Source organism: Streptomyces sp. NEAU-W12, from assembly GCF_026242095.1.
Lineage (GTDB): Bacteria > Actinomycetota > Actinomycetes > Streptomycetales > Streptomycetaceae > Streptomyces.
Genome location: NZ_JAPJDM010000002.1, coordinates 106349 through 125312, shown reverse-complemented (window position 1 = coordinate 125312; position 18964 = coordinate 106349). Strand labels below are relative to the sequence as shown.

Annotated in this window: 15 protein-coding genes; 5 read left to right on the top strand and 10 right to left on the bottom strand. The window is 72.8% G+C overall.

The window, feature by feature from the left end:
- Window positions 1-47: 47 nt before the first annotated feature.
- From murD to rsmH, 7 genes are all read right to left on the bottom strand, one after another.
- Complete coding sequence (gene murD, locus ORI94_RS02790) at window positions 48-1514, bottom strand: UDP-N-acetylmuramoyl-L-alanine--D-glutamate ligase (protein WP_266072075.1); 1467 nt, start codon at window positions 1512-1514, stop codon at window positions 48-50.
- A complete protein-coding gene (gene mraY / locus ORI94_RS02785) occupies window positions 1496-2587 on the bottom strand; it encodes a phospho-N-acetylmuramoyl-pentapeptide-transferase (RefSeq protein WP_042165950.1) in 1092 nt (363 codons plus the stop codon). Before mraY ends, murD begins: the two co-directional genes overlap by 19 nt.
- Window positions 2587-3993 carry a UDP-N-acetylmuramoyl-tripeptide--D-alanyl-D-alanine ligase gene (locus tag ORI94_RS02780; RefSeq protein WP_266072074.1) on the bottom strand — a complete coding sequence of 469 codons (1407 nt, stop codon included), beginning with the start codon at window positions 3991-3993 and terminating at the stop codon, window positions 2587-2589. The genes mraY and ORI94_RS02780 overlap by 1 nt, the downstream gene beginning before the upstream one ends.
- A 4-nt stretch (window positions 3994-3997) precedes the next feature.
- Window positions 3998-5518: a UDP-N-acetylmuramoyl-L-alanyl-D-glutamate--2,6-diaminopimelate ligase gene (locus tag ORI94_RS02775; RefSeq protein ID WP_266072073.1), complete on the bottom strand. Its 1521-nt coding sequence runs from the start codon at window positions 5516-5518 to the stop codon at window positions 3998-4000.
- A gap of 254 nt (window positions 5519-5772) precedes the next feature.
- A complete protein-coding gene (locus ORI94_RS02770) occupies window positions 5773-7752 on the bottom strand; it encodes a peptidoglycan D,D-transpeptidase FtsI family protein (protein ID WP_416237759.1) in 1980 nt (659 codons plus the stop codon).
- A 5-nt stretch (window positions 7753-7757) separates the two neighbouring features.
- Window positions 7758-8246, bottom strand: coding sequence for a septum formation initiator family protein (locus ORI94_RS02765; RefSeq protein ID WP_266072071.1), 489 nt, complete (start codon window positions 8244-8246; stop codon window positions 7758-7760).
- A 56-nt stretch (window positions 8247-8302) separates the two neighbouring features.
- Window positions 8303-9286, bottom strand: a complete 984-nt coding sequence (gene rsmH, locus ORI94_RS02760) for a 16S rRNA (cytosine(1402)-N(4))-methyltransferase RsmH (protein WP_266072070.1) — start codon at window positions 9284-9286, stop codon at window positions 8303-8305.
- A gap of 434 nt (window positions 9287-9720) precedes the next feature.
- Here rsmH and ORI94_RS02755 point away from each other — a divergent pair, with 434 nt between their 5' ends.
- The 4 genes from ORI94_RS02755 (at window position 9721) to ORI94_RS02740 (ending at window position 15361) form a co-directional block, all read left to right on the top strand.
- Window positions 9721-10269 carry a beta-class carbonic anhydrase gene (locus ORI94_RS02755; RefSeq protein WP_266072069.1) on the top strand — a complete coding sequence of 183 codons (549 nt, stop codon included), beginning with the start codon at window positions 9721-9723 and terminating at the stop codon, window positions 10267-10269.
- 306 nt (window positions 10270-10575) lie between these two features.
- Window positions 10576-11613, top strand: a complete 1038-nt coding sequence (locus ORI94_RS02750; protein ID WP_266072068.1) for an AAA family ATPase — start codon at window positions 10576-10578, stop codon at window positions 11611-11613.
- Window positions 11613-12977 (top strand): DUF58 domain-containing protein, encoded by a 1365-nt coding sequence (locus tag ORI94_RS02745; protein WP_266072067.1) that lies wholly within the window; start codon window positions 11613-11615, stop codon window positions 12975-12977. Before ORI94_RS02750 ends, ORI94_RS02745 begins: the two co-directional genes overlap by 1 nt.
- Window positions 12974-15361 (top strand): transglutaminase TgpA family protein, encoded by a 2388-nt coding sequence (locus ORI94_RS02740; protein WP_266072066.1) that lies wholly within the window; start codon window positions 12974-12976, stop codon window positions 15359-15361. Before ORI94_RS02745 ends, ORI94_RS02740 begins: the two co-directional genes overlap by 4 nt.
- Window positions 15362-15673: 312 nt before the next feature.
- Here the strand turns inward: ORI94_RS02740 and ORI94_RS02735 are convergent, their stop codons facing one another.
- The 3 genes from ORI94_RS02735 to ORI94_RS02725 form a co-directional block, all read right to left on the bottom strand.
- On the bottom strand, window positions 15674-16099 hold the full coding sequence (locus ORI94_RS02735) for a DUF3040 domain-containing protein (protein ID WP_266072065.1): 426 nt from the start codon (window positions 16097-16099) through the stop codon (window positions 15674-15676).
- Between the two features lie 291 nt (window positions 16100-16390).
- Window positions 16391-17161 carry a methyltransferase gene (locus tag ORI94_RS02730; protein WP_266072064.1) on the bottom strand — a complete coding sequence of 257 codons (771 nt, stop codon included), beginning with the start codon at window positions 17159-17161 and terminating at the stop codon, window positions 16391-16393.
- Window positions 17162-17387: 226 nt separating this feature from the next.
- Window positions 17388-18008 (bottom strand): SAV_6107 family HEPN domain-containing protein, encoded by a 621-nt coding sequence (locus ORI94_RS02725; RefSeq protein WP_266072063.1) that lies wholly within the window; start codon window positions 18006-18008, stop codon window positions 17388-17390.
- Between the two features lie 192 nt (window positions 18009-18200).
- Between ORI94_RS02725 and ORI94_RS02720 the strand changes: the two genes are divergently transcribed.
- Window positions 18201-18830: a TetR/AcrR family transcriptional regulator gene (locus ORI94_RS02720; protein WP_042165915.1), complete on the top strand. Its 630-nt coding sequence runs from the start codon at window positions 18201-18203 to the stop codon at window positions 18828-18830.
- Window positions 18831-18964: the final 134 nt, after the last annotated feature.

Genomic DNA, 18964 nt, shown 5'->3' with positions numbered 1-18964 from the left:
ACGGTCCCACGCGTCCCTCCCAAGGTCGCCCGGCGCAGGCGGCCGGGTCAGGCACCGAGTTCGCGCACCGCCTGTGCGAACGCCTCACCGCGCCTGTTGTAGTTGGCGAACATGTCCATCGAGGCGCAGGCCGGGGCCAGCAGCACCGTGTCGCCGGGCCGGGCGAGCCGCTTCGCCTCCTGGACAGCCTGGAGCATCGCCCCAGTGTCGGTCCGGGCGAGGTCCACCACGGGTACTTCCGGTGCGTGTCGCGCCAGGGCTTCGCGGATCAGCGCGCGGTCCGCGCCGATCAGGACGGCGCCGCGCAGCCGCTTCGCCGAGCCGGCGACCAGTTCGTCGAAGGCGGCGCCCTTGGCGAGTCCGCCGGCGATCCACACGATCGACTCGTAGGCCGCCAACGAGGCCTGCGCGGCATGGGTGTTGGTCGCCTTGGAGTCGTCGACCCAGGCGACCCCGTCCACGTCGGCGACATGCGCGATGCGGTGGGCGTCCGGGGTGAAGGCGCGCAGCCCGTCCCGCACGGCCGCGGCCGGCACCCCGTAGGCGCGCGCGAGGGCGGCGGCGGCAAGGGCGTTGGCGATGTTGTGCGGGGCGGGCGGGTCGACGTCGGCGACCTCGGCGAGCTCCTGGGCACTGCCCTGCCGGTCCTCGACGAAGGCGCGGTCGACCAGGATCCCGTCGACGACGCCGAGTTGGGAGAGGCCGGGGGTGCCGAGGGTGAAACCGACGGCGCGGCAGCCCTCCTCGACGTCGGCCTCGCGGACCAGGTCCTCGGTGGACGGCTTGTCGGTGGCGTCGGCGTTGTAGACGCAGGCGATCCGGTTGCCCTCGTAGACGCGGCCCTTGTCGGCGGCGTACGCCTCCATGGAGCCGTGCCAGTCGAGGTGGTCGGGGGCGAGGTTGAGCACCGCCGCCGAGTGCGCGCGCACCGAGGAGGACCAGTGGAGCTGGTAGCTGGACAGTTCCACGGCGAGCACGTCGTAGGGCTCGTCGCCGAGCACCGCGTCGAGGAGCGAGACGCCGATGTTGCCGACGGCCGCGGTGCGCAGGCCGGCCGCCTCGAGGATGGAGGCGAGCATGCGGACGGTGGTGGTCTTGCCGTTGGTGCCGGTGACCGCGAGCCAGGGCGGGGCGTCCTGGCCGCGCAGCCGCCAGGCCAGTTCGACGTCGCCCCAGACGGGGACGCCGGCCTGTTCGGCGGCGGCGAACAGCGGCTTGCCGGGCTTCCAGCCGGGTGCGGTGACGACGAGTTCGGTGCCCTCGGGGAGGGTGCTCGCGGCCTGTTCACCGAGGCGGACGGTGATGCCGAGCTCTTCCAGTTCGGCCGCCTGGGTCCGGGCGCGGTCGTCGTCGCCGTCGTTGACGACCGTGACGTGCGCGCCGAGGCCGTGCAGCGCCCTGGCCGCCGGGAGGCCGGAGACGCCGAGCCCGGCGACGGTGATGTGCCTGCCCCGGAACCGGTAGGGCTCCGGGGACTGCGATGTACCTGGTGCGGTCACTTGTCCGCTGCCCATCCCGCGTAGAAGAGGCCGAGTCCGACGATCACGCAGATGCCCTGGATGATCCAGAAGCGGACCACGACAAGGACTTCGGACCACCCCTTGAGTTCGAAGTGGTGCTGGAGCGGTGCCATGCGGAAGACGCGTTTGCCGGTGAGCCGGAAGGAGCCGACCTGGATGACCACCGACATGGTGATGAGGACGAACAGGCCGCCCAGGATGGCGAGCAGCAGCTCGGTGCGTGAGCAGATCGCGAGGCCGGCGAGGACGCCGCCGAGCGCGAGCGATCCCGTGTCTCCCATGAAGATCTTGGCCGGCGAGGTGTTCCACCACAGGAAGCCGAGGCAGGATCCCATCAGCGCGGAGGCGACCACCGCCAGGTCCAGGGGGTCCCTCACCTCGTAACAGGCACCCGGGTTGGTCAGGGCCTGCGCGTTGGCGCAGGACTCCTGGAACTGCCAGACACCGATGAAGGTGTAGGCGCCGAAGACCAGGACGGAGGCCCCGGTGGCCAGGCCGTCCAGACCGTCCGTCAGGTTCACGCCGTTCGACATCGCGAGGATCATGAACAGCGCCCAGACGACGAACAGCACCGGGCCGATGGTCCAGCCGAAGTCGGTGATGAACGACAGTTTGGTGGACGCCGGGGTGTTGCCGCGGTTGTCCGCGAACTGCAGGGCGAGCACGGCGAAGGCGATACCGACGATCAGCTGGCCGGACATCTTCGCCTTGGCCCGCAGCCCCAGCGAACGCCGCTTGACGATCTTGATGTAGTCGTCCAGGAAGCCGACGATGCCCATGCCCACCATCAGGCCGAGCACCAGCAGGCCCGAGAAGGTCGGCGACGCGTCGGCCTCCGGGTCCAGGGAGACCGTGATCACCTTGGCCAGGAAGTACGCGGCGACCGTCGCCAGGATGAAGGCGATACCGCCCATCGTCGGCGTACCGCGCTTGCTGGCGTGCTCGCGCGGGCCGTCGTCCCGGATGTACTGCCCGTACCCCTTGCGTGCGAGCAGCTTGATCAGCAGCGGGGTGCCGACCAGCGTCAGGAAGAGGCCAATGACTCCTGCGAACAGGATCTGCTTCATCATCGGGCGACGACCTCACCCTCGGCAGCGGTCGCGAGCAGCGCCTGCGCCACGCTCTCGAGACCGACCGAACGGGACGCCTTCACGAGAACGACGTCTCCCTGGCGCAATTCACTGCGCAACAGGTCGACCGCCGCCTGTGCGTCGGACACGTGCACCGACTCCTCACCCCACGAACCCTCGTTATATGCGCCCAGTTGCAGCCAGGCGGCTTCCCTGCCCCCGACCGCGACGAGCTTGCTGACGTTGAGCCGGACGGCGAGCCGTCCGACCGCGTCGTGCTCGGCGAGCGCCTCGTCCCCGAGCTCGGCCATCTTGCCGAGCACCGCCCACGTACGGCGTCCCTTGCCCATGGCCGCGAGCGCGCGCAGGGCGGCTCGCATGGACTCGGGGTTCGCGTTGTAGGCGTCGTTGACGACCGTCACGCCGTCCGGGCGCTCGGTGACCTCCATCCGCCAGCGGGAGAGGGAGCCCGCTTCGGAGAGCGCGAGTGCGATCTCGTCTGCGGACATGCCCAGCTCGTGGGCGACGGCGGCCGCGGCGAGCGCGTTCGACACGTGGTGCTCACCGTACAGGCGCATGGTCACATCGCTTGCACCGGAGGGTGTGTGAAGCCTGAACGAGGGCTGTCCGCTGTCCATGAGTCGCACGTTCTCGGCCCGAACGTCCGCTTCGTCACTCTCCCCGAAGAGGAGCACCTTCGCCTTCGTGCGGGACGCCATGGCCCGTACCAGCGGGTCGTCCGCGTTGAGGACCGCGGTGCCGTCCTCGGGAAGCGCCTCGACGAGTTCGCCCTTGGCCCGGGCGATCTGCTCCCGGCCGCCGAACTCGCCGATGTGCGCGGTGCCCACGTTGAGCACCAGGCCGATCTTCGGCGGGGTGAGGCCGGTGAGGTAGCGGATGTGGCCGATTCCGCGGGCGCCCATCTCCAGCACGAGGAAACGGGTTTCCCCGGTGGCGGTGAGCGCGGTCAGCGGCAGCCCGATCTCGTTGTTGAGGGAGCCGGGGGTGAAGACGGTCGGCGCCTTGCGCCGCAGCACCTGCGCGATGAGGTCCTTGGTGCTGGTCTTGCCGGCCGAGCCGGTCAGTGCGACGAGGGTGGCGCCCAGACGCCGTACGACGTGCCGGGCGAGGGCGCCCAGCGCGCTCTGGACGTCCTCGACGACGATCGCGGGCACCCCCACGGGCCGGGAGGCGAGCACGGCGGCCGCACCGGCCCGGGCGGCCGCGGCCGCGTAGTCGTGGCCGTCCACGCGCTCACCGGCGAAGGCGACGAACAGGCTGCCCGGCACCACCTCCCGTGAGTCCCGGACCACCGGCCCGGTGACCGGGGCGGACGGATCCGGTATGTCGTACGTCTGCCCGCCGACGACTTCTGCGATCTCGGCGAGGGAGAGGGCGATCACAAGTTCATCCCTGGGTCTGCTGGATAGCTTCGCGAAGTACCTGGCGGTCGTCGAAGGGACGCACCACCCCGGCGATGTCCTGCCCCTGCTCGTGGCCCTTGCCGGCGACCAGCACGGCGTCGCCGGGCTGCGCACGGGCGACGGCCGCGGCGATCGCCGCGGCCCGGTCCTCGAAGACCTGCACCTCGCCGCGCTCGTGGGCGGGCACGGAGGCCGCGCCCCGGAGCATGGTGGCGAGGATCGCGAGGGGGTCCTCGGAGCGGGGGTTGTCGGAGGTCAGTACGGCGGTGTCGGCGAGCCGGGCCGCCGCGGCACCCATCGCCGGGCGCTTGGTGACGTCCCGGTCTCCGCCGCAGCCGAGCACCACGTGGACCTTGCCCTCGGTGACCCTGCGCAGGGCGCGCAGCACCGACTCGACGGCGTCGGTCTTGTGGGCGTAGTCGACCACCGCGAGGTACGGCTGGCCGACGTCCACGCGTTCCAGGCGGCCGGGCACACCGGGGACGGCGGCGACACCGTCCGCGGCGGCCTGCGGGTCCAGTCCTGCGGCGGCGAGGGCGACGATCGCGGCGAGGGTGTTGGCCACGTTGAAGGGGCCCGGCAGCGGCGACCGGGCGGTGACCCGCTCGCCCCCGGGGCCGATCGCGGTGAACGTGGAGTCGGTGGGGCCGACCTCGACGTCCTCGGCGCGCCAGTCGGCGTCGGGGTGCCCTTCGGCGGAGTAGGTGACGACGGGGACGCCGGCCTCCTTGGTGAGGCGGCGGCCGTACTCGTCGTCGGTGTTGACCACGGCGAGCCGGCTGCGCAGCGGGGTGAACAGCTGCGCCTTGGCCGCGAAGTAGTCCTCCATGTCGGAGTGGAACTCCATGTGCTCCGGGCTCAGGTTGGTGAAGACGGCGATGTCGAAGACGCAGCCGTCCACCCGGCCCAGGACGAGGGCGTGGCTGGAGACCTCCATGGCGACCGCGTCGGTGCCGCGTTCGCGCATGACGGCGAACAGGGCCTGGAGGTCGGTGGCCTCCGGCGTGGTGCGTTCGGACTTGATGCGCTCGTCGCCGATGCGCATCTCCACGGTGCCGATCAGCCCCGTGCTGCGGACGGTCCTCAGGCCGCCCTCGACGAGGTAGGCGGTGGTGGTCTTGCCGGAGGTACCGGTGATGCCGATCTGGAGCAGGTCGCGGCCCGGATGGCCGTAGATCGTGGCCGCCAGCTCGCCCATGCCCGCGCGGGGGTCGTCGACCACCAGGGCGGGCAGTCCGGCCGCGGCGACGCGTTCGGCGCCGCTCGGGTCGGTGAGCACGGCGACCGCGCCGAGGCCCGCGGCCTGTTCGACGAACTCGGCGCCGTGCACGCGGGCGCCGGGGAGGGCGGCGTACAGGTCGCCGGGGCGCACCGCGCGCGAGTCGTGGGTGATGCCCGTGACGTCGGCGGTCCGCTGCGGCACGGTGGTACCCAGTTGACCGGCGAGTTCCGCGAGGGGTGTGGCGGTGACCCGCGCCGGCCGGGGCGGCCCGGGGAATGTCACGGGTTGGCCCTTCTGAGTGGTTTGGGACTGATCAGCGTGTGGCACGGCGGTGAGCGTACCGGGCTCACCCGCCGCGGAGCGAAAGAGGGGGCCGCGCGCGGTGCCGCCCGGTGGGGCCGGCGGGGAGGAATGCGGGGCGGCGGGTTCCGGTGCGGGGCGGGGGGTGTCCCGGTTCCCGGGTTCGGGGGAGGTCGTTGTCACGGGCTGTTCCTGGGTGGTTCCGTGCCGGCCGGACGCGAGGGGTTCGCGGCCGGTCAGCGTGTGAAGGTGACCGGAAGGTCGGCGGGTTCGGCGCCGGTCGGCGGCACCTGGAGGGTCTTGAGGGCGAACTCCATGACCTGCTTGTAGACGGGTCCGCAGATCTGGCCGCCGAAGTAACTGCCCTCGGTGGCGTTCTGGATGACGCAGGAGACGGTGACGCGGGGCTGGTCGGCGGGCGCGAACCCGGCGAAGGAGGAGGTGTAGCCGTGGTACTTGCCGGTGGCCGGATCCACACGGTTGGCCGTACCCGTCTTCCCCGCCACCCGGTAGCCGGGGATGCGCGCCTTGGTGCCGGTTCCCTCCTCGTCGTCGACCACCGACTCCAGCATCCGGGCGAGGGTCTTCGCCGTCTTCTGGCTGACGACCCGTGTCTTCTCGGGCTTCGGAGCGGGGGTGAAGCTCCCGTCGGGTCCCTTGGTGCCGCGCACCAGTGAGGGTTCGACGCGTACGCCGCCGTTGGCGATGGTGGAGTAGACGGAGGCGGCCTGCATGGCGTTGACGGACACGCCCTGGCCGAAAGGAATCGTGTACTGCTGGGAGGTCGACCACGCGTCGGGCGGGGCGAGGATGCCCTTGGTCTCGCCGGGGAAGCCGAGTCCGGTGTGGCTGCCGAGCCCGAACGCGCGCAGGTAGTCGTAGAGCACCTTGTTGGCGGCGGCCTGGGTCTTGCCGAGCTGGCCGGTGGCCAGGATGGTGCCGATGTTGCTGGACTTGGCGAGCACCCCGTTGAGGGTGAGGTACCAGGTCGGGTGGTCGACGTCGTCCTTGAACAGGCGGTCGCCGCGGTGCAGCCGGTTGGGTACGACGACATGCGTCTGCGGGGTGGCCGCCCCCTCTTCCAGCACGGCCGCCATGGACAGGACCTTGGCGGTGGATCCGGGCTCGAAGGCGTCCTGGAGGGCGGCGTTGCCGAGAGCCGCCGGATCGGCCTCGGAGAGGTCGTTCGGATCGAACCCGGGCGCGTTGGCCATGGCGAGGACCTCGCCGGTGCGGGTGTCCTGGACGATGACGTAGCCCCGGTCGGCCCTCGACTTCTCCACCTGCTCGCTGATGGCGTCCTGCGCGGCCCACTGGAGGTCGCGGTCGATGGTGAGTTCGACGTCGCTGCCGGGGACGGCCGGCGTCTCGGTGGAGCCCGCGGTCGGCACCAGACGGCCGCCGGACTGGGCGTAGCGGATCTTGCCGTCCTCGCCGGCGAGCCGCTTGTCCAGCTGGAGTTCGATGCCGCCGCCGCCCTTGCCTTCGGCGTTGACCCAGCCCAGTATCCCGGCGGCGAGTTCGTTGTTGGGGTACACCCGCTTGCTGGTGGGCACGGACAGGACACCGGCGAGGACGTTGACGGAGGACGTGTCGGTCTCCGTCTTCTTGGCCAGCGCGGACTTCAGGTCCTTGATCTGCTGCCACACCTGGGGGGTCTGACGGCTCGCGAGCTTGACGTAGCGCAGGGCCTTGTTCTCCGGCCGCAGCTTGTCGACCAGTTGGTCCTGGTCCTGGCCGAGGATCGGGGCGAGGAGGGCGGCGGCCTGTTCGGGGCCGTCGGAGATCTCCAGCTGGTCCGGGGCGAACATCGTGGGGTCGGCGGTGATGTCGTAGGCGTCCTCGCTGGTCGCGAGGGCGATGCCGTTGCGGTCGGTGATCTCGCCGCGCTCGGCGTCCAGCACCTGGCCGACGTAGCGGTTCTGTCCGGCCTTGGCCGCATAGGTGTCGGCCTCGACGGCCTGCACCTGGAGCAGGCGGACCACGAAGACACTCAGGACCAGTCCCAGCGCCAGGCCCACCAGGCGCAGCCGGGGGCGGGGGCTGCCCAGCCTGATGGCCTTCGGGGGCACCGGGCGGGACGGCCGGGGGCGCGGGGCCGGGCGGGAGGCACGGGCCTGCCGGGCACCGGGCCCGGGGCCCCGTCCGGCCCCGCCCGGGCGGGCGGGGCGGGCGGGGCCGGGCACGCGGCGGCGGGGCGGTTCCCTGTCGGACACTTCCGTCACCTGCCGGGAGTCGATGCGGGGGTGGACGTGGGTGCGGCGGCCGCGCCCGGTGCCGTGTCCGGGAGCGGGGCCGTCACGGTGGCCAGCGCCTCGGGGGCGAGCACGAGGGGGGCGTGGGAGGCGGCTGCGGGGCTGGGGACGCCCTTGACCTCGCCGTCGGGGTTCAGGAAGGCGGGGTCGCCGCCGGGCACCATGCCGAGCTCACGGGCCCGGCGCTGGAGGGCGTCGGGGGCGGAGTAGGCGTCGATGTCCCGCTGGAGGGCCTGTTCCTCGTCGGTGAGGCTCTTCGTCTCCCGCTCGAGGTCGTCGAGCCGGAACGCGCCCTCGCTGAGCGCCGAGTTCAGCACCAGGAGCCCGATCAGGCCGCCGCCCAGGAGGAGGACGACCAGCAGGACGAAGGGGGTGCGGGCCGCCTGGGCCCGTCCCGTGGGAAGGAGCCGCGCGAGACGGGCCGCCCTCCCCCTGAGTTCGGGTTTCCTGCTCACTCACGCTCCCCTGGGCTCGCCCGAAGCCTGCCTTCCGTACCCGCGTGCCCGGCACGTCATTCGAGGTGCTCCCTGATGCGCTCGGCGCCCCGCAGCCGCGCGGGTGCCGCCCGCCGGTTCTCGGCGATCTCCTCCTCGGTGGGAAGTTCGGCACCGCGCGTGAGCAGCTTGAGCCGGGGCTGGTAGCGCTCGGGGACCACCGGCAGCCCGGGGGGCGCGGTGGTGGCGGCGCCCGCCGCGAGCACCTGCTTGACCAGCCGGTCCTCCAGGGAGTGGTACGACAGCACGGCGATCCGTCCGCCGACGTCGAGCGCCCCCACCGCGGCCGGGATGGCCCGCTCCAGCACGGAGAGTTCGCCGTTGACCTCGATGCGCAGGGCCTGGAAGGTGCGCTTGGCCGGGTTGCCGCCGGTGCGCTTGGCGGCCTGCGGCAGCGCGTCGCGGATCAGCTCGACCAGGCGCGCGCTGGTGGTGAACGGCTCCTTCTCCCGCTCGCGCACCACCGCGGCCACGATCCGCTTGGCCTGCTTCTCCTCACCGTAGGCGCGCAGGATGCGGACGAGGTCACCGGGCGGGTAGGTGTTGAGGACCTCGGCGGCGCTGATGCCGGCCGACTGGTCCATGCGCATGTCGAGCGGGGCGTCCTGGGCGTAGGCGAAGCCGCGGTCGGCCTCGTCGAGTTGCATGGAGGACACGCCCAGGTCGAACAGGACGCCCCGCACGCGCGGGACGCCGAGCCGGGCGAGCACGTCGGGGAGTTCGTCGTAGACGGCGTGGACCAGGGTGGCGCGCTCGCCGAAGGGGGCGAGCCGCTCGCCGGACAGGCGCAACGCCTCCTTGTCCCGGTCCAGGGCGACCAGCCGGGCCTCGGGGAACCGCGTCAGCAGGGCCTCGCTGTGGCCGCCGAGGCCGAGGGTGCAGTCGACGACCACGGATCCCGGCCGCTCCAGGGCGGGCGCCAGCAGGTCCAGGCACCGCCGGAGCATCACCGGGACGTGCCGGGTCTGCCCGCCCGTGTTCGCATGCGCTTCGCGCCCCATGGGTTCTGGGCCCTCTTCTCACGGTCCGGCGCGGCCGTGACGCACCGCCGGGGCCCCCGCCCCTCCCCCGGTGTGGACGGGGCGGCCTGCCGGCGCCGGAGGCGACAGCCGGCCGGGAACGGGAGGAGGCCGAGCCGTACGTACGCGCAGCGCACGCGGGGAGATCTCCGGGACGCTGCCCGGTTCTCCGGGGAAATCAGTGCAGTGGGAGTCTCGCCTCCCGCTTCGCGCCACTTTAGTCCACGGTGTGGCCCGGTCAATCAACCGGCCTGCGCGGCGCGGCCCTCGGCGCGAGGACAACCGCATCCCGGGGAAACCACCCGCACGAGGGGCCTCACACCCCCTTGTGGACCATCTCACACAAAAGGCGGATGACATTCTTTGTCCTGTCTCACAGCGAGCCCGGAGGGCGGGTGACCAGTACCGTCATGGCTATGACGACTTCTGCATCGGTTCCCACGGGCTCAGGAAGCGCGCCGGCCGGCCAGGACACGGTCACCGACCGTCTGGTGGACGCGAACGAGCAGTACGCCAGCGCCTTCACCGATCCCGGAATGGACGCCCGGCCCGTCCTCCGTGTCGCCGTGGTGGCCTGTATGGACGCCCGGCTCGACCTGCACGCCGCGCTCGGTCTCGAACTCGGCGACTGTCACACCGTCCGCAACGCCGGAGGTGTCGTCACCGACGACGTGATCCGGTCGCTGACCATCAGCCAGCGGGCGCTCGGTACCCGCAGCGTGGTCCTCATCCACCACACCAACTGCGGTCTGGAATCCCTCACCGAGGAGTTCCGGCACGACCTGGAGATGGAGGTCGGCCAGCGTCCCGCCTGGGCCGTGGAGTCCTTCCGGGACGTGGACCAGGACGTACGGCAGTCGATGCAGCGCGTGCGCACCTCTCCGTTCCTGCTGCACACCGACGACGTGCGCGGGTTCGTCTTCGACGTGAAGACCGGTCTGCTGCGCGAGATCGACCCCGCCTGACCCGCCGGCCCGCTCCGAGGAGGTCCGGGTTCTCGGGTTCTCGGGGTTCGCGCGCCCGTTCCCCGGATGTCACGAGGCCGAACGACACTCCATGAAAGTCGTACGACCCGACATATCACTGTCAGTTGTCCACAGGCGAGTGACACGAATCGGTAACGGCGGCAAGAATGCGGGAGTGGTGCCGCGCGGAACTTTTCACGCGCGGTGTCCGTGATTCGGGGTGGGCCGGTCCACACAGCAAGGCGTCGGCCCGGACATTTGGGCCCTCGTTCCTTCGGAGCGGGGGGAAAGGCCGAGGAGGGCCGGGTGACGACCTATGACGATCGAGCGAGCCTCACTGATCTGACCGCCGTGGTCGAGCGCGTGCGGGGTTCGGTGGAGGACGTGATCGAGGGCAAGCCCGAGGTCGTACGGCTCTCACTGACCGTGCTGCTCGCCGAGGGGCATCTGCTCATCGAGGATGTCCCGGGCGTCGGCAAGACGATGCTGGCCAAGGCGCTGGCGCGGTCCATCGACTGCTCGGTGCAGCGCATCCAGTTCACACCGGACCTGCTGCCGTCGGACATCACCGGTGTGTCCATCTGGGACCAGCAGCGCCGCGACTTCGAGTTCAAGCCGGGTGCCATCTTCGCGCAGGTGGTGATCGGCGACGAGATCAACCGCGCGTCGCCGAAGACGCAGTCCGCGCTGCTGGAGTCGATGGAGGAGCGCCAGGTCACCATCGACGGCACGACCTACGAACTGCCCAGCCCCTTCATGGTCGTGGCGACGCAGAACCCGGTCGAGATGGAGGGCACCTATCCGCTGCCGGAGGCCCAGCGCGACCGGTTCATGGCCCGCGTCTCGGTCGGCTACCCGAGCGCCGAGGCCGAACTGCAGATGCTGGACGTGCACGGCGGCGTCTCCCCGCTGGAGGACCTCCAGCCGGTGGCGCACGCGCACGAGATCCTGAAGCTGATCGAAGCGGTGCGCGCCGTCCATGTGGCCGAGCCGGTCCGCCGGTACGTGGTGGAGCTGGTCGCCGCCACCCGCACGCACCCCGAGCTCAGACTCGGCGCCTCCCCGCGCGCGACGCTGCACCTGCTGCGCGCCGCGAAGGCGTCTGCCGCGCTGAACGGCAGGGAGTACGCGCTGCCGGACGACGTGCAGGCACTCGCCGTGGCCGTCCTGGCGCACCGGCTGCTGCCCACCGCCCAGGCCCAGCTCAACCGCCGCACGGCGGAGCAGGTGGTGCAGGAGATCCTGCAGCGCACTCCGGTGCCGGCCGCCGCCCCCCAGCAGAACGGCATCGGCGCGGGCCGCGGCGGTCCGGGGTACGGCCAGCAGCCGCCACGGAGGCTGTGATGACGACCGCGGGTTCGGTCCGCGCGGAGGGCGACCACGGTGACCGGGGCGGCCTGCGCACCGCTCTGGCCGGGCTGACCACCCGCGGACGCTCCTTCCTGGCCGCCGGCGCGGCGGCCGCGGTCTGCGCCTATGTGCTCGGGCAGAGCGATCTGCTGCGGGTCGGGCTGCTGCTGGCGGTGCTGCCGCCGGTGTGCGCGGGCGTGCTCTACCGGACCCGCTACCGGGTCGCGGGCAGCCGCCGGCTCTCCCCTTCGCGGGTACCGGCCGGCTCCGAGGCACGGGTGCGTCTGCGGATGGACAACGTCTCCCGGATGCCCACGGGCCTGCTCATGCTCCAGGACCGGGTGCCCTACGTGCTCGGGCCGCGGCCCCGGTTCGTGCTGGACCGGGTGGAGGCGGGCGGGCGCCGCGAGGTGTCCTACCGGGTCCGCTCCGACCTGCGCGGCCGCTATCCGCTGGGACCGCTGCAGTTGCGGCTCTCCGACCCGTTCGGGATGTGCGAGCTGACCCGGGCCTTCTCCACGTACGACACGCTGACGGTGATCCCGCGCGTGGAGCCGTTGCCGCCGGTGCGGCTGAGTGGTGAGGCCAGGGGGCACGGTGACGGGCGGCAGCGTGCGCTGGCGCTGGCCGGCGAGGACGACCTGATCCCGCGCGGCTACCGCTACGGCGACGATCTGCGCCGGGTGCACTGGCGTTCCACCGCGCGTTACGGCGAGCTGATGGTGCGCCGCGAGGAGCAGCCGCAACGGGCCCGCTGTTCGGTGCTGCTGGACACCCGTGCCATCGCCTACGCGGGCGCGGGCCCGGACTCGGCGTTCGAGTGGGCGGTGTCGGGTGCGGCGTCCGTGCTGACGCACATGCTGGAGCGGGGTTTCTCGGTGCGGCTGCTGACCGACACCGGCGCCTCGGTGCCGGGTGAGGGCTCCGACGGGTTCGCGGGCGCGAGCCAGGGGTCGGCTGACACGGCCGGACTGATGATGGACACCCTCGCGGTGGTCGACCACTCCGACGGGGCGGGCCTGTCCCGGGCGTACGACGTGGTCCGCGGCGGGAGCGAGGGACTGCTCGTGGCCTTCCTCGGTGATCTCGACGAGGAGCAGGCGGCGGTGCTCGCCCGGATGCGGCAGCGCAGCGGGGGCGCGGTCGCCTTCCTTCTGGACAGCGGGACCTGGATGCGGGAACCGGCGGACGCGTCCGGTCCGTCGGACGGCGGCGGGAAGTGGTCGCGGATGCTGCGCGAAGCGGGCTGGACGGTGGTGGGTGTGCCGCGGGGCGCCTCCCTGGAGGAGCAGTGGCGGCTGGCGGACCGGGAGCGTTCCGGTCCGGCGGCGGCGAGCGGCGGGGAGGGAGCGGGATGAGCGGACGACTGCGGCTGACGCCGGCCGCGTGGGCGGCCACGCTGCTGGCCGCGTGCGCGCTGCTGCCGCTGGTCGAGCCGCCTTCCTGGCTCCTGCAGGCGGCCCTCCTTCTGGCGGTGCAGTCGGGCGTGGGCTCGGTGGCCCGTCGGGTGCCGCTGGCGCGCCCGCTGACGGTGGCGGCGCAGGCGCTTGCCGCGCTGGTGCTGCTGACGCTGGTCTTCGCGCGGGAGCACGCCTTCGCCGGCCTGGTGCCGGGACCGGACGCGTTCCGCTTCTTCGCCGACCTGCTCGACCAGGGCGTCACGGACGTCGGCCGTTATGCGATACCGGCGCCGCTGTCCGAGGGCATCCGGCTGATGCTGATCGGCGGTGTCCTGGTGATCGGGCTGCTGGTGGACACCCTCGCGGTGACCTTCCGCAGTGCGGCACCGGCCGGGCTTCCGCTGCTCGCGCTGTACTCCGTCGCCGCAGGTCTGTCCGACGGCGGGGCCGACTGGCTGTGGTTCCTGCTGGCGGCGGCCGGCTATCTGATGCTGCTGCTGGTGGAGGGCCGTGACCGGCTCTCCCAGTGGGGGCGGGTCTTCGGCGGGGCGTCGCAGGACCCGCCCGGTGAGCCGGGCGGGGCCCGCGCGCCGGTGCGCACCGGGCGGCGGATCGGGGCGCTCGCGGTGGGCATAGCCCTGGTGGCGCCGCTCGGTCTGCCCACGATGGACGGCGGCCTGCTGGACCCGGCGGGTTCGGGGGTCGGCCCGGGCTCCGGCGGAGGTGGCACGATCTCCGCGGTGAATCCGCTGGTGTCCCTGCGCGACTCGTTGAACATGGACGAGGACCGCCAGGTCATGTCGGTGCGCTCCGAGGCGGAGAACGTCTCGGACCTGTATCTGCGGATCGTGTCCCTGGACGACTTCGACGGCACCACCTGGAAGCCCTCCAAGCGGTCCATCACCACGGTGCCCGACGGCGCCTTCCCGACCCCGGCCGGCCTCGGCCCGGACGTCGAGCGCGAGGAGCTCGGCACGACGATCTCGACCGCCGACTGGTACGGGCAGGACTGGCTGCCGATGCCGTATCCGCCGAGCGGCGTGGACATCAGGGGCGACTGGCGCTACGAACCGGTGGGGATGACGCTGGTCGGCGACCACGGCCAGAACACCCGGGGGCTGACCTATCAGGTGCGCAGCCTGGACGTGCGGCCCACGGCGGAACAGCTGGCCGACGCGTCGGCACCGCCGGCCGCCCTGGAGCGGGACTACACGGAGCTGCCCGACTCGCTGCCCGCAGTGGTGTCCCGAACCGCCCGTGACGTCACCGAGGGGGCGACGAACGCGTACGACCGTGCGGTCCTGCTCCAGGAGTACTTCACCCTGACCGGGGGCTTCGAGTACGACACGGAGGTCGACGTCGGCAGCGACTCGGAGGCGATCGCCCGCTTCCTGAGGGACAAGGAGGGTTTCTGCGTCCACTTCTCCTTCGCCATGGCGTCGATGGCCCGGTCCCTGGACATACCCGCCCGGGTCGCGGTGGGCTTCGCGCCGGGCACCCCGCAGGCGGACGGCACGGTGGCGGTGGGGCTGCGGGACGCGCACGCCTGGCCCGAGCTGTACTTCGAGGGCGTGGGCTGGACCCGCTTCGAACCGACCCCCACTCGTGGTTCGGTGCCGGAGTACACCGTGCCGGAGACGCCGGACAGCGCGCTGCCCGACCCGGCCCGGCCGTCCGAGGCGGAGCCCTCGGAGCCCTCGGCCGCCCCGTCGGAGAGCGAGAGCTGCCCGGTGCAGCGGCAGCGGCTGGACGACTGCTCGAGCGAGGCGCCCCTGGCGACGCCGCCCACGGGCGGTGACGGACCGAAGTGGTACGTGGCGCCGGCGTGGGTGCTGGGCGCTCTCGCCCTCCTGGTGCTGCCGCTGACGCCGATGCTGTGGCGGCTGCGGACCCGTTCGGTGCGCCTGGGCGCGCACGGCCGGTCCGGGGCGGGCACGGCGTCGCACGTCCTGGCCGTCTGGGACGAGCTGACGGACACGGCGTGGGATGTCGGCGTCTCCCCCGACGAGTCGCTGACTTTGCGCAAGGCGGCGGCCCGGATCATCCGGCTCGGCCGGCTCGACCCGGATGCCGCGGCCTCGGTGCACCGGGTGGCGGATGCGGTGGAGCAGGTCCTCTACGCGCCGCGGCCGCGGCCGACGGCGGGCCTCACCGACGAGGCGCGCCGGGTGGCGGCCGGGCTGCGGTCCGGGGCCGGCCGGGGCACACGGCTGCGCGCGCTGTTCCTGCCGCGTTCCACGGTGCGGGTGGTGTGGGCGGTGGCGGCCCGGTGGACCGCCGTCCGGGACCGTGTGCCGGCCCTGCGGCCGGCATGGCGCAGGCCCTCGCGGCAGCAGGGGTGACGGGACGGGCCCGGCCGGGCAGGTGGCCGCGGTCGGGCGGGTGCACCACGAAACGGGTGCACGACGAGGGGTGAGGGGCAGGACGACCGAAAATCGTCCTGCCCCTCACCCCTCGTGCGCTGTCCGGCCCGCGCTGTCCGGCCTGCCTCCGCCTGCCCCTGCCTGCACCCGGTCCGTGCGCGGACGTGCGCCGAACCGGTGTGCGGCCGTGCGCCGCACCGGGTGCGGAGACGCGTCAGGGGGTGACCACCGGGCCGGTGGTCACCCCCTGTACCCATGTCTTCGCGCAGGTCCTGGAGTGGTGGGGGAAAGCTACTGCCCGCCGCCCTGTTCGTCACGGCGGCGCTGCCAGCGCTCCTCGATGCGGTTCATCACGGAGCGCCGCTGCCTGGCCTGACGGCCGGACTGCGGCGCGCCGGTGGAACCAGCGGTACCGGCGACGGCATCGGCCGCCTGTTCACCGGGCTTGGGCGCTTTGCGCCAGCCGGTCACGGCGAGAACCGCGCAGCCCAGCATGACGAGGAACCCCACCACACTGAGCCAGACCTGCTGGGCGACCATTCCGGCCATGAGGAGCGCAATACCTACGAGGAAACCCGCGACCGCCTGGTAGACCCGCCGACGGGTGTACGTGCGCAGGCCACTTCCCTCGAGCGCCGACGCGAACTTGGGATCTTCGGCGTACAGCGCTCGCTCCATTTGCTCGAGCATGCGCTGCTCGTGCTCCGAGAGCGGCACGGCGTCCTCCTCATCGTGCAGTCGCCGGGGCGACCCGGGGGGTCCCTTCAGGATAGGCAGGGATTCGCCCCCATGAAACCCGCCCCTCTGCGCCAATTGGCCAACCGGCACCCGTCATGGGCGTCCCGGTCCGCTCGAGGCTTCTCATTCCCCGGCGGCCGGGCCGTCATGCCGGACGGTCTCCCTCGATCATACGGTGCCCAGCCGCCATTCGGGGGGCCTGTGGCGGACTCCCCGCGGAGTGCGGCCGACGGCCCGCTCCGCTGATCAGCGACGCGGCGCAGGCGGCTCTCAGACCCCTTCGGCCCCCGGGGCCTCACCGAGCACATGGAGCTGGGTGGCCACGGAGTGGAAGGCGGCGAGTTCGGCCGCAGCGGCCTCCAGTTTCAGCAGCTCGTCCAGGGCTCCGGGCTCGGTGTCCACGAGCGCGCCGGGGACGAGGTCGGCGAAGACCCGCACTCCGTGCACGGCGCCGACCCGCAGGCCCGCGCCCTCGACCAGACCGGTGAGCTGATCGGCGGTGAAGCGGCGCGGTACGGGGTCGCCCGTGCCCCATCGGCCGTTCGGGTCGTCGAGCGCCTGCCGGGCCTCCCTGAAGTGACCGGCGAGGGCACGGGAGAGCACGGCTCCGCCGAGGCCGGCCGCGAGCAGGCTGAGGACGCCGTCGGGGCGCAGGGCGGCCACCGTGTTGCGCACGCCCTCGGCGGGATCGTCGACGTACTCCAGCACTCCGTGGCACAGCACCACGTCGTAGCCGCCGCGCTCGGCGACGTCGAAGAGGCCGTGCGCGTCGCCCTGGACGCCGCGGACCCGGTCGGCGACGTCGGCCTCGGCGGCGCGGCGCTCCAGGGCGAACAGCGCGTTGGGGCTGGGGTCGACGACGGTGACCCGGTGGCCGAGGCGGGCCACGGGCACGGCGAAGTTGCCGCTGCCGCCGCCGGTGTCGAGGACGTCCAGCGCGGGCCGTCCCGTCGCCTTGGCCCGGCGCTCCAGGACGTCCTGGAGGACCTCCCAGACCACGGCGGTACGGAGAGCGGCGCGGGGGCGCAGGGTGTCCGACACGGCAGTTGACTCCTCGGCGGGCACCGCCTCGTTCACGGCGGAGCGATCGGGCTGCCTCCCGGCCCGGGCAGGGAACGCGGAGGCTTCAGGCGTCTTCCACCCTATGGCCTGCGCCGTACTGCCTGCGTCGTACTGCCCGCGCCGCGCTGTCCCCGCCCGCACTGCTGCCGCCCCGCCGGGCGGTGGCGGCAGCGGGGCGGGCCGGACCGGGGCCGAGGAGGAACGCTCAGCCCGCGTCGGGCAGCTCGCGGGCCGTGCCACCGCCCGGGTCCCTGCCTCCTGGTCCGTGACCGCCCGGGTCGTGCCCGTCCGGGTGGTCGGAGCGATCGGAATGATCGTCCGCGCGGGGCTGCGGGAGGACGGGCTGGAGGACGAGCATCCGCTCGACCAGACGCAGGAACATCGTGACGTCACGTATCAGGTCGTCGGCGTCCCGGCCACTGGCCGCGTCCCGGATGCCCGCCTCGGCACGGGCACGGCGCCGGGCGCCCGAGGCGAACAGGGCGCTCCATTCGGTGAGTTCGGGCGCGATCTCGGGGAGCACTTCCCAGGCGCTCCGGATCCTGCTCCGGGCCCGGGGCGAGGTCTCGGGCCGTCCCCGCGCGGCGAGCACGGCGGCGGCGGTGCGCAGGGCGGCCAGGTGGGCCGTCGCATAGCGCTCGTTGGGGATGTCGAGGACGGTGGCCTCGTCGAGTCCGGCACGGGCCTGGGCGAGCAGGTCGAGGGCGGCGGGCGGTGCGGTGGCGCGGCGCAGCACGGGGTGGACGTCGCTCGGCGGTCCGGTCAGTGAGGGGGCAGGGCCGGTGGCGCGGCGCCGGCGGGCGGCGGCTGCGGACGAGTGGGCCATGACGAACCTCCTGTCGTCTTCGTGACGGCATCCCCTGCTACCAGGTGCCGTATGCGCTCATCGTGCGGTATGCCACTGACAATCCGTTCCGACCTGCGGTTTCATCTCGATCGACTGTTCGATGTCGGGCGGGCCGCCCCGGGGGCCGAGCCTGTGGAGAGGCAGACCGGCGGTGCTGTGAGAATCAGGGGCATGGAACGCAGCAGCACCACGTCGGCCGGCAGCACCCGCCGCGAGGCCACCCGGCAGAAGCTCTACGAGGCGGCCGTCACGCTCATCGCGGAGCAGGGCTTCTCCGCCACCACCGTGGACGAGATCGCCGAGCGGGCGGGGGTCGCGAAGGGGACGGTCTACTACAACTTCGCGAGCAAGTCGGTCCTCTTCGAGGAACTGCTGCGGCACGGGGTCGGGCTCCTCACCGCCTCTCTGCGGGAGGCGGCCGAGCGGACGGCCGGGGCGGGTGGCAGCAAGGTCGACGCCCTGGACGCGATGGTCCGCGCGGGGCTCGTCTTCATCGACCGCTACCCGGCCTTCACCCAGCTGTACGTGGCCGAGCTGTGGCGTACCAACCGGGCCTGGCAGTCCACACTGCTGGTGGTCCGGCGGCAGGCCGTGGCGGTGGTCGAGGACGTGCTGCGCGAAGGCGTGGACAACGAGGAGTTCAGTGCGGAGATCGACATTCCGCTGACGGCGGCGGCGCTGGTCGGCATGGTGCTGGTCGCCGCGCTGGACTGGCAGGCCTTCCAGCCGGAGCGCTCCCTGGACGACGTGCACGCGGCGCTGTCCCGGCTGCTGCAGGGACGCGTGAGCGGCCACCACTGAGACGGCGGGCGGACGGCGACGGCGGTCGCCGACCGGTCCGGGAGACGGGGAAGGCGCCGGTCCGACGGTGGCCGCGTCCCCCCCCCCCCCCCCCCCCCGCCCCCCCCCGCCCGCCGCCCCCCAACAGCCGCCCG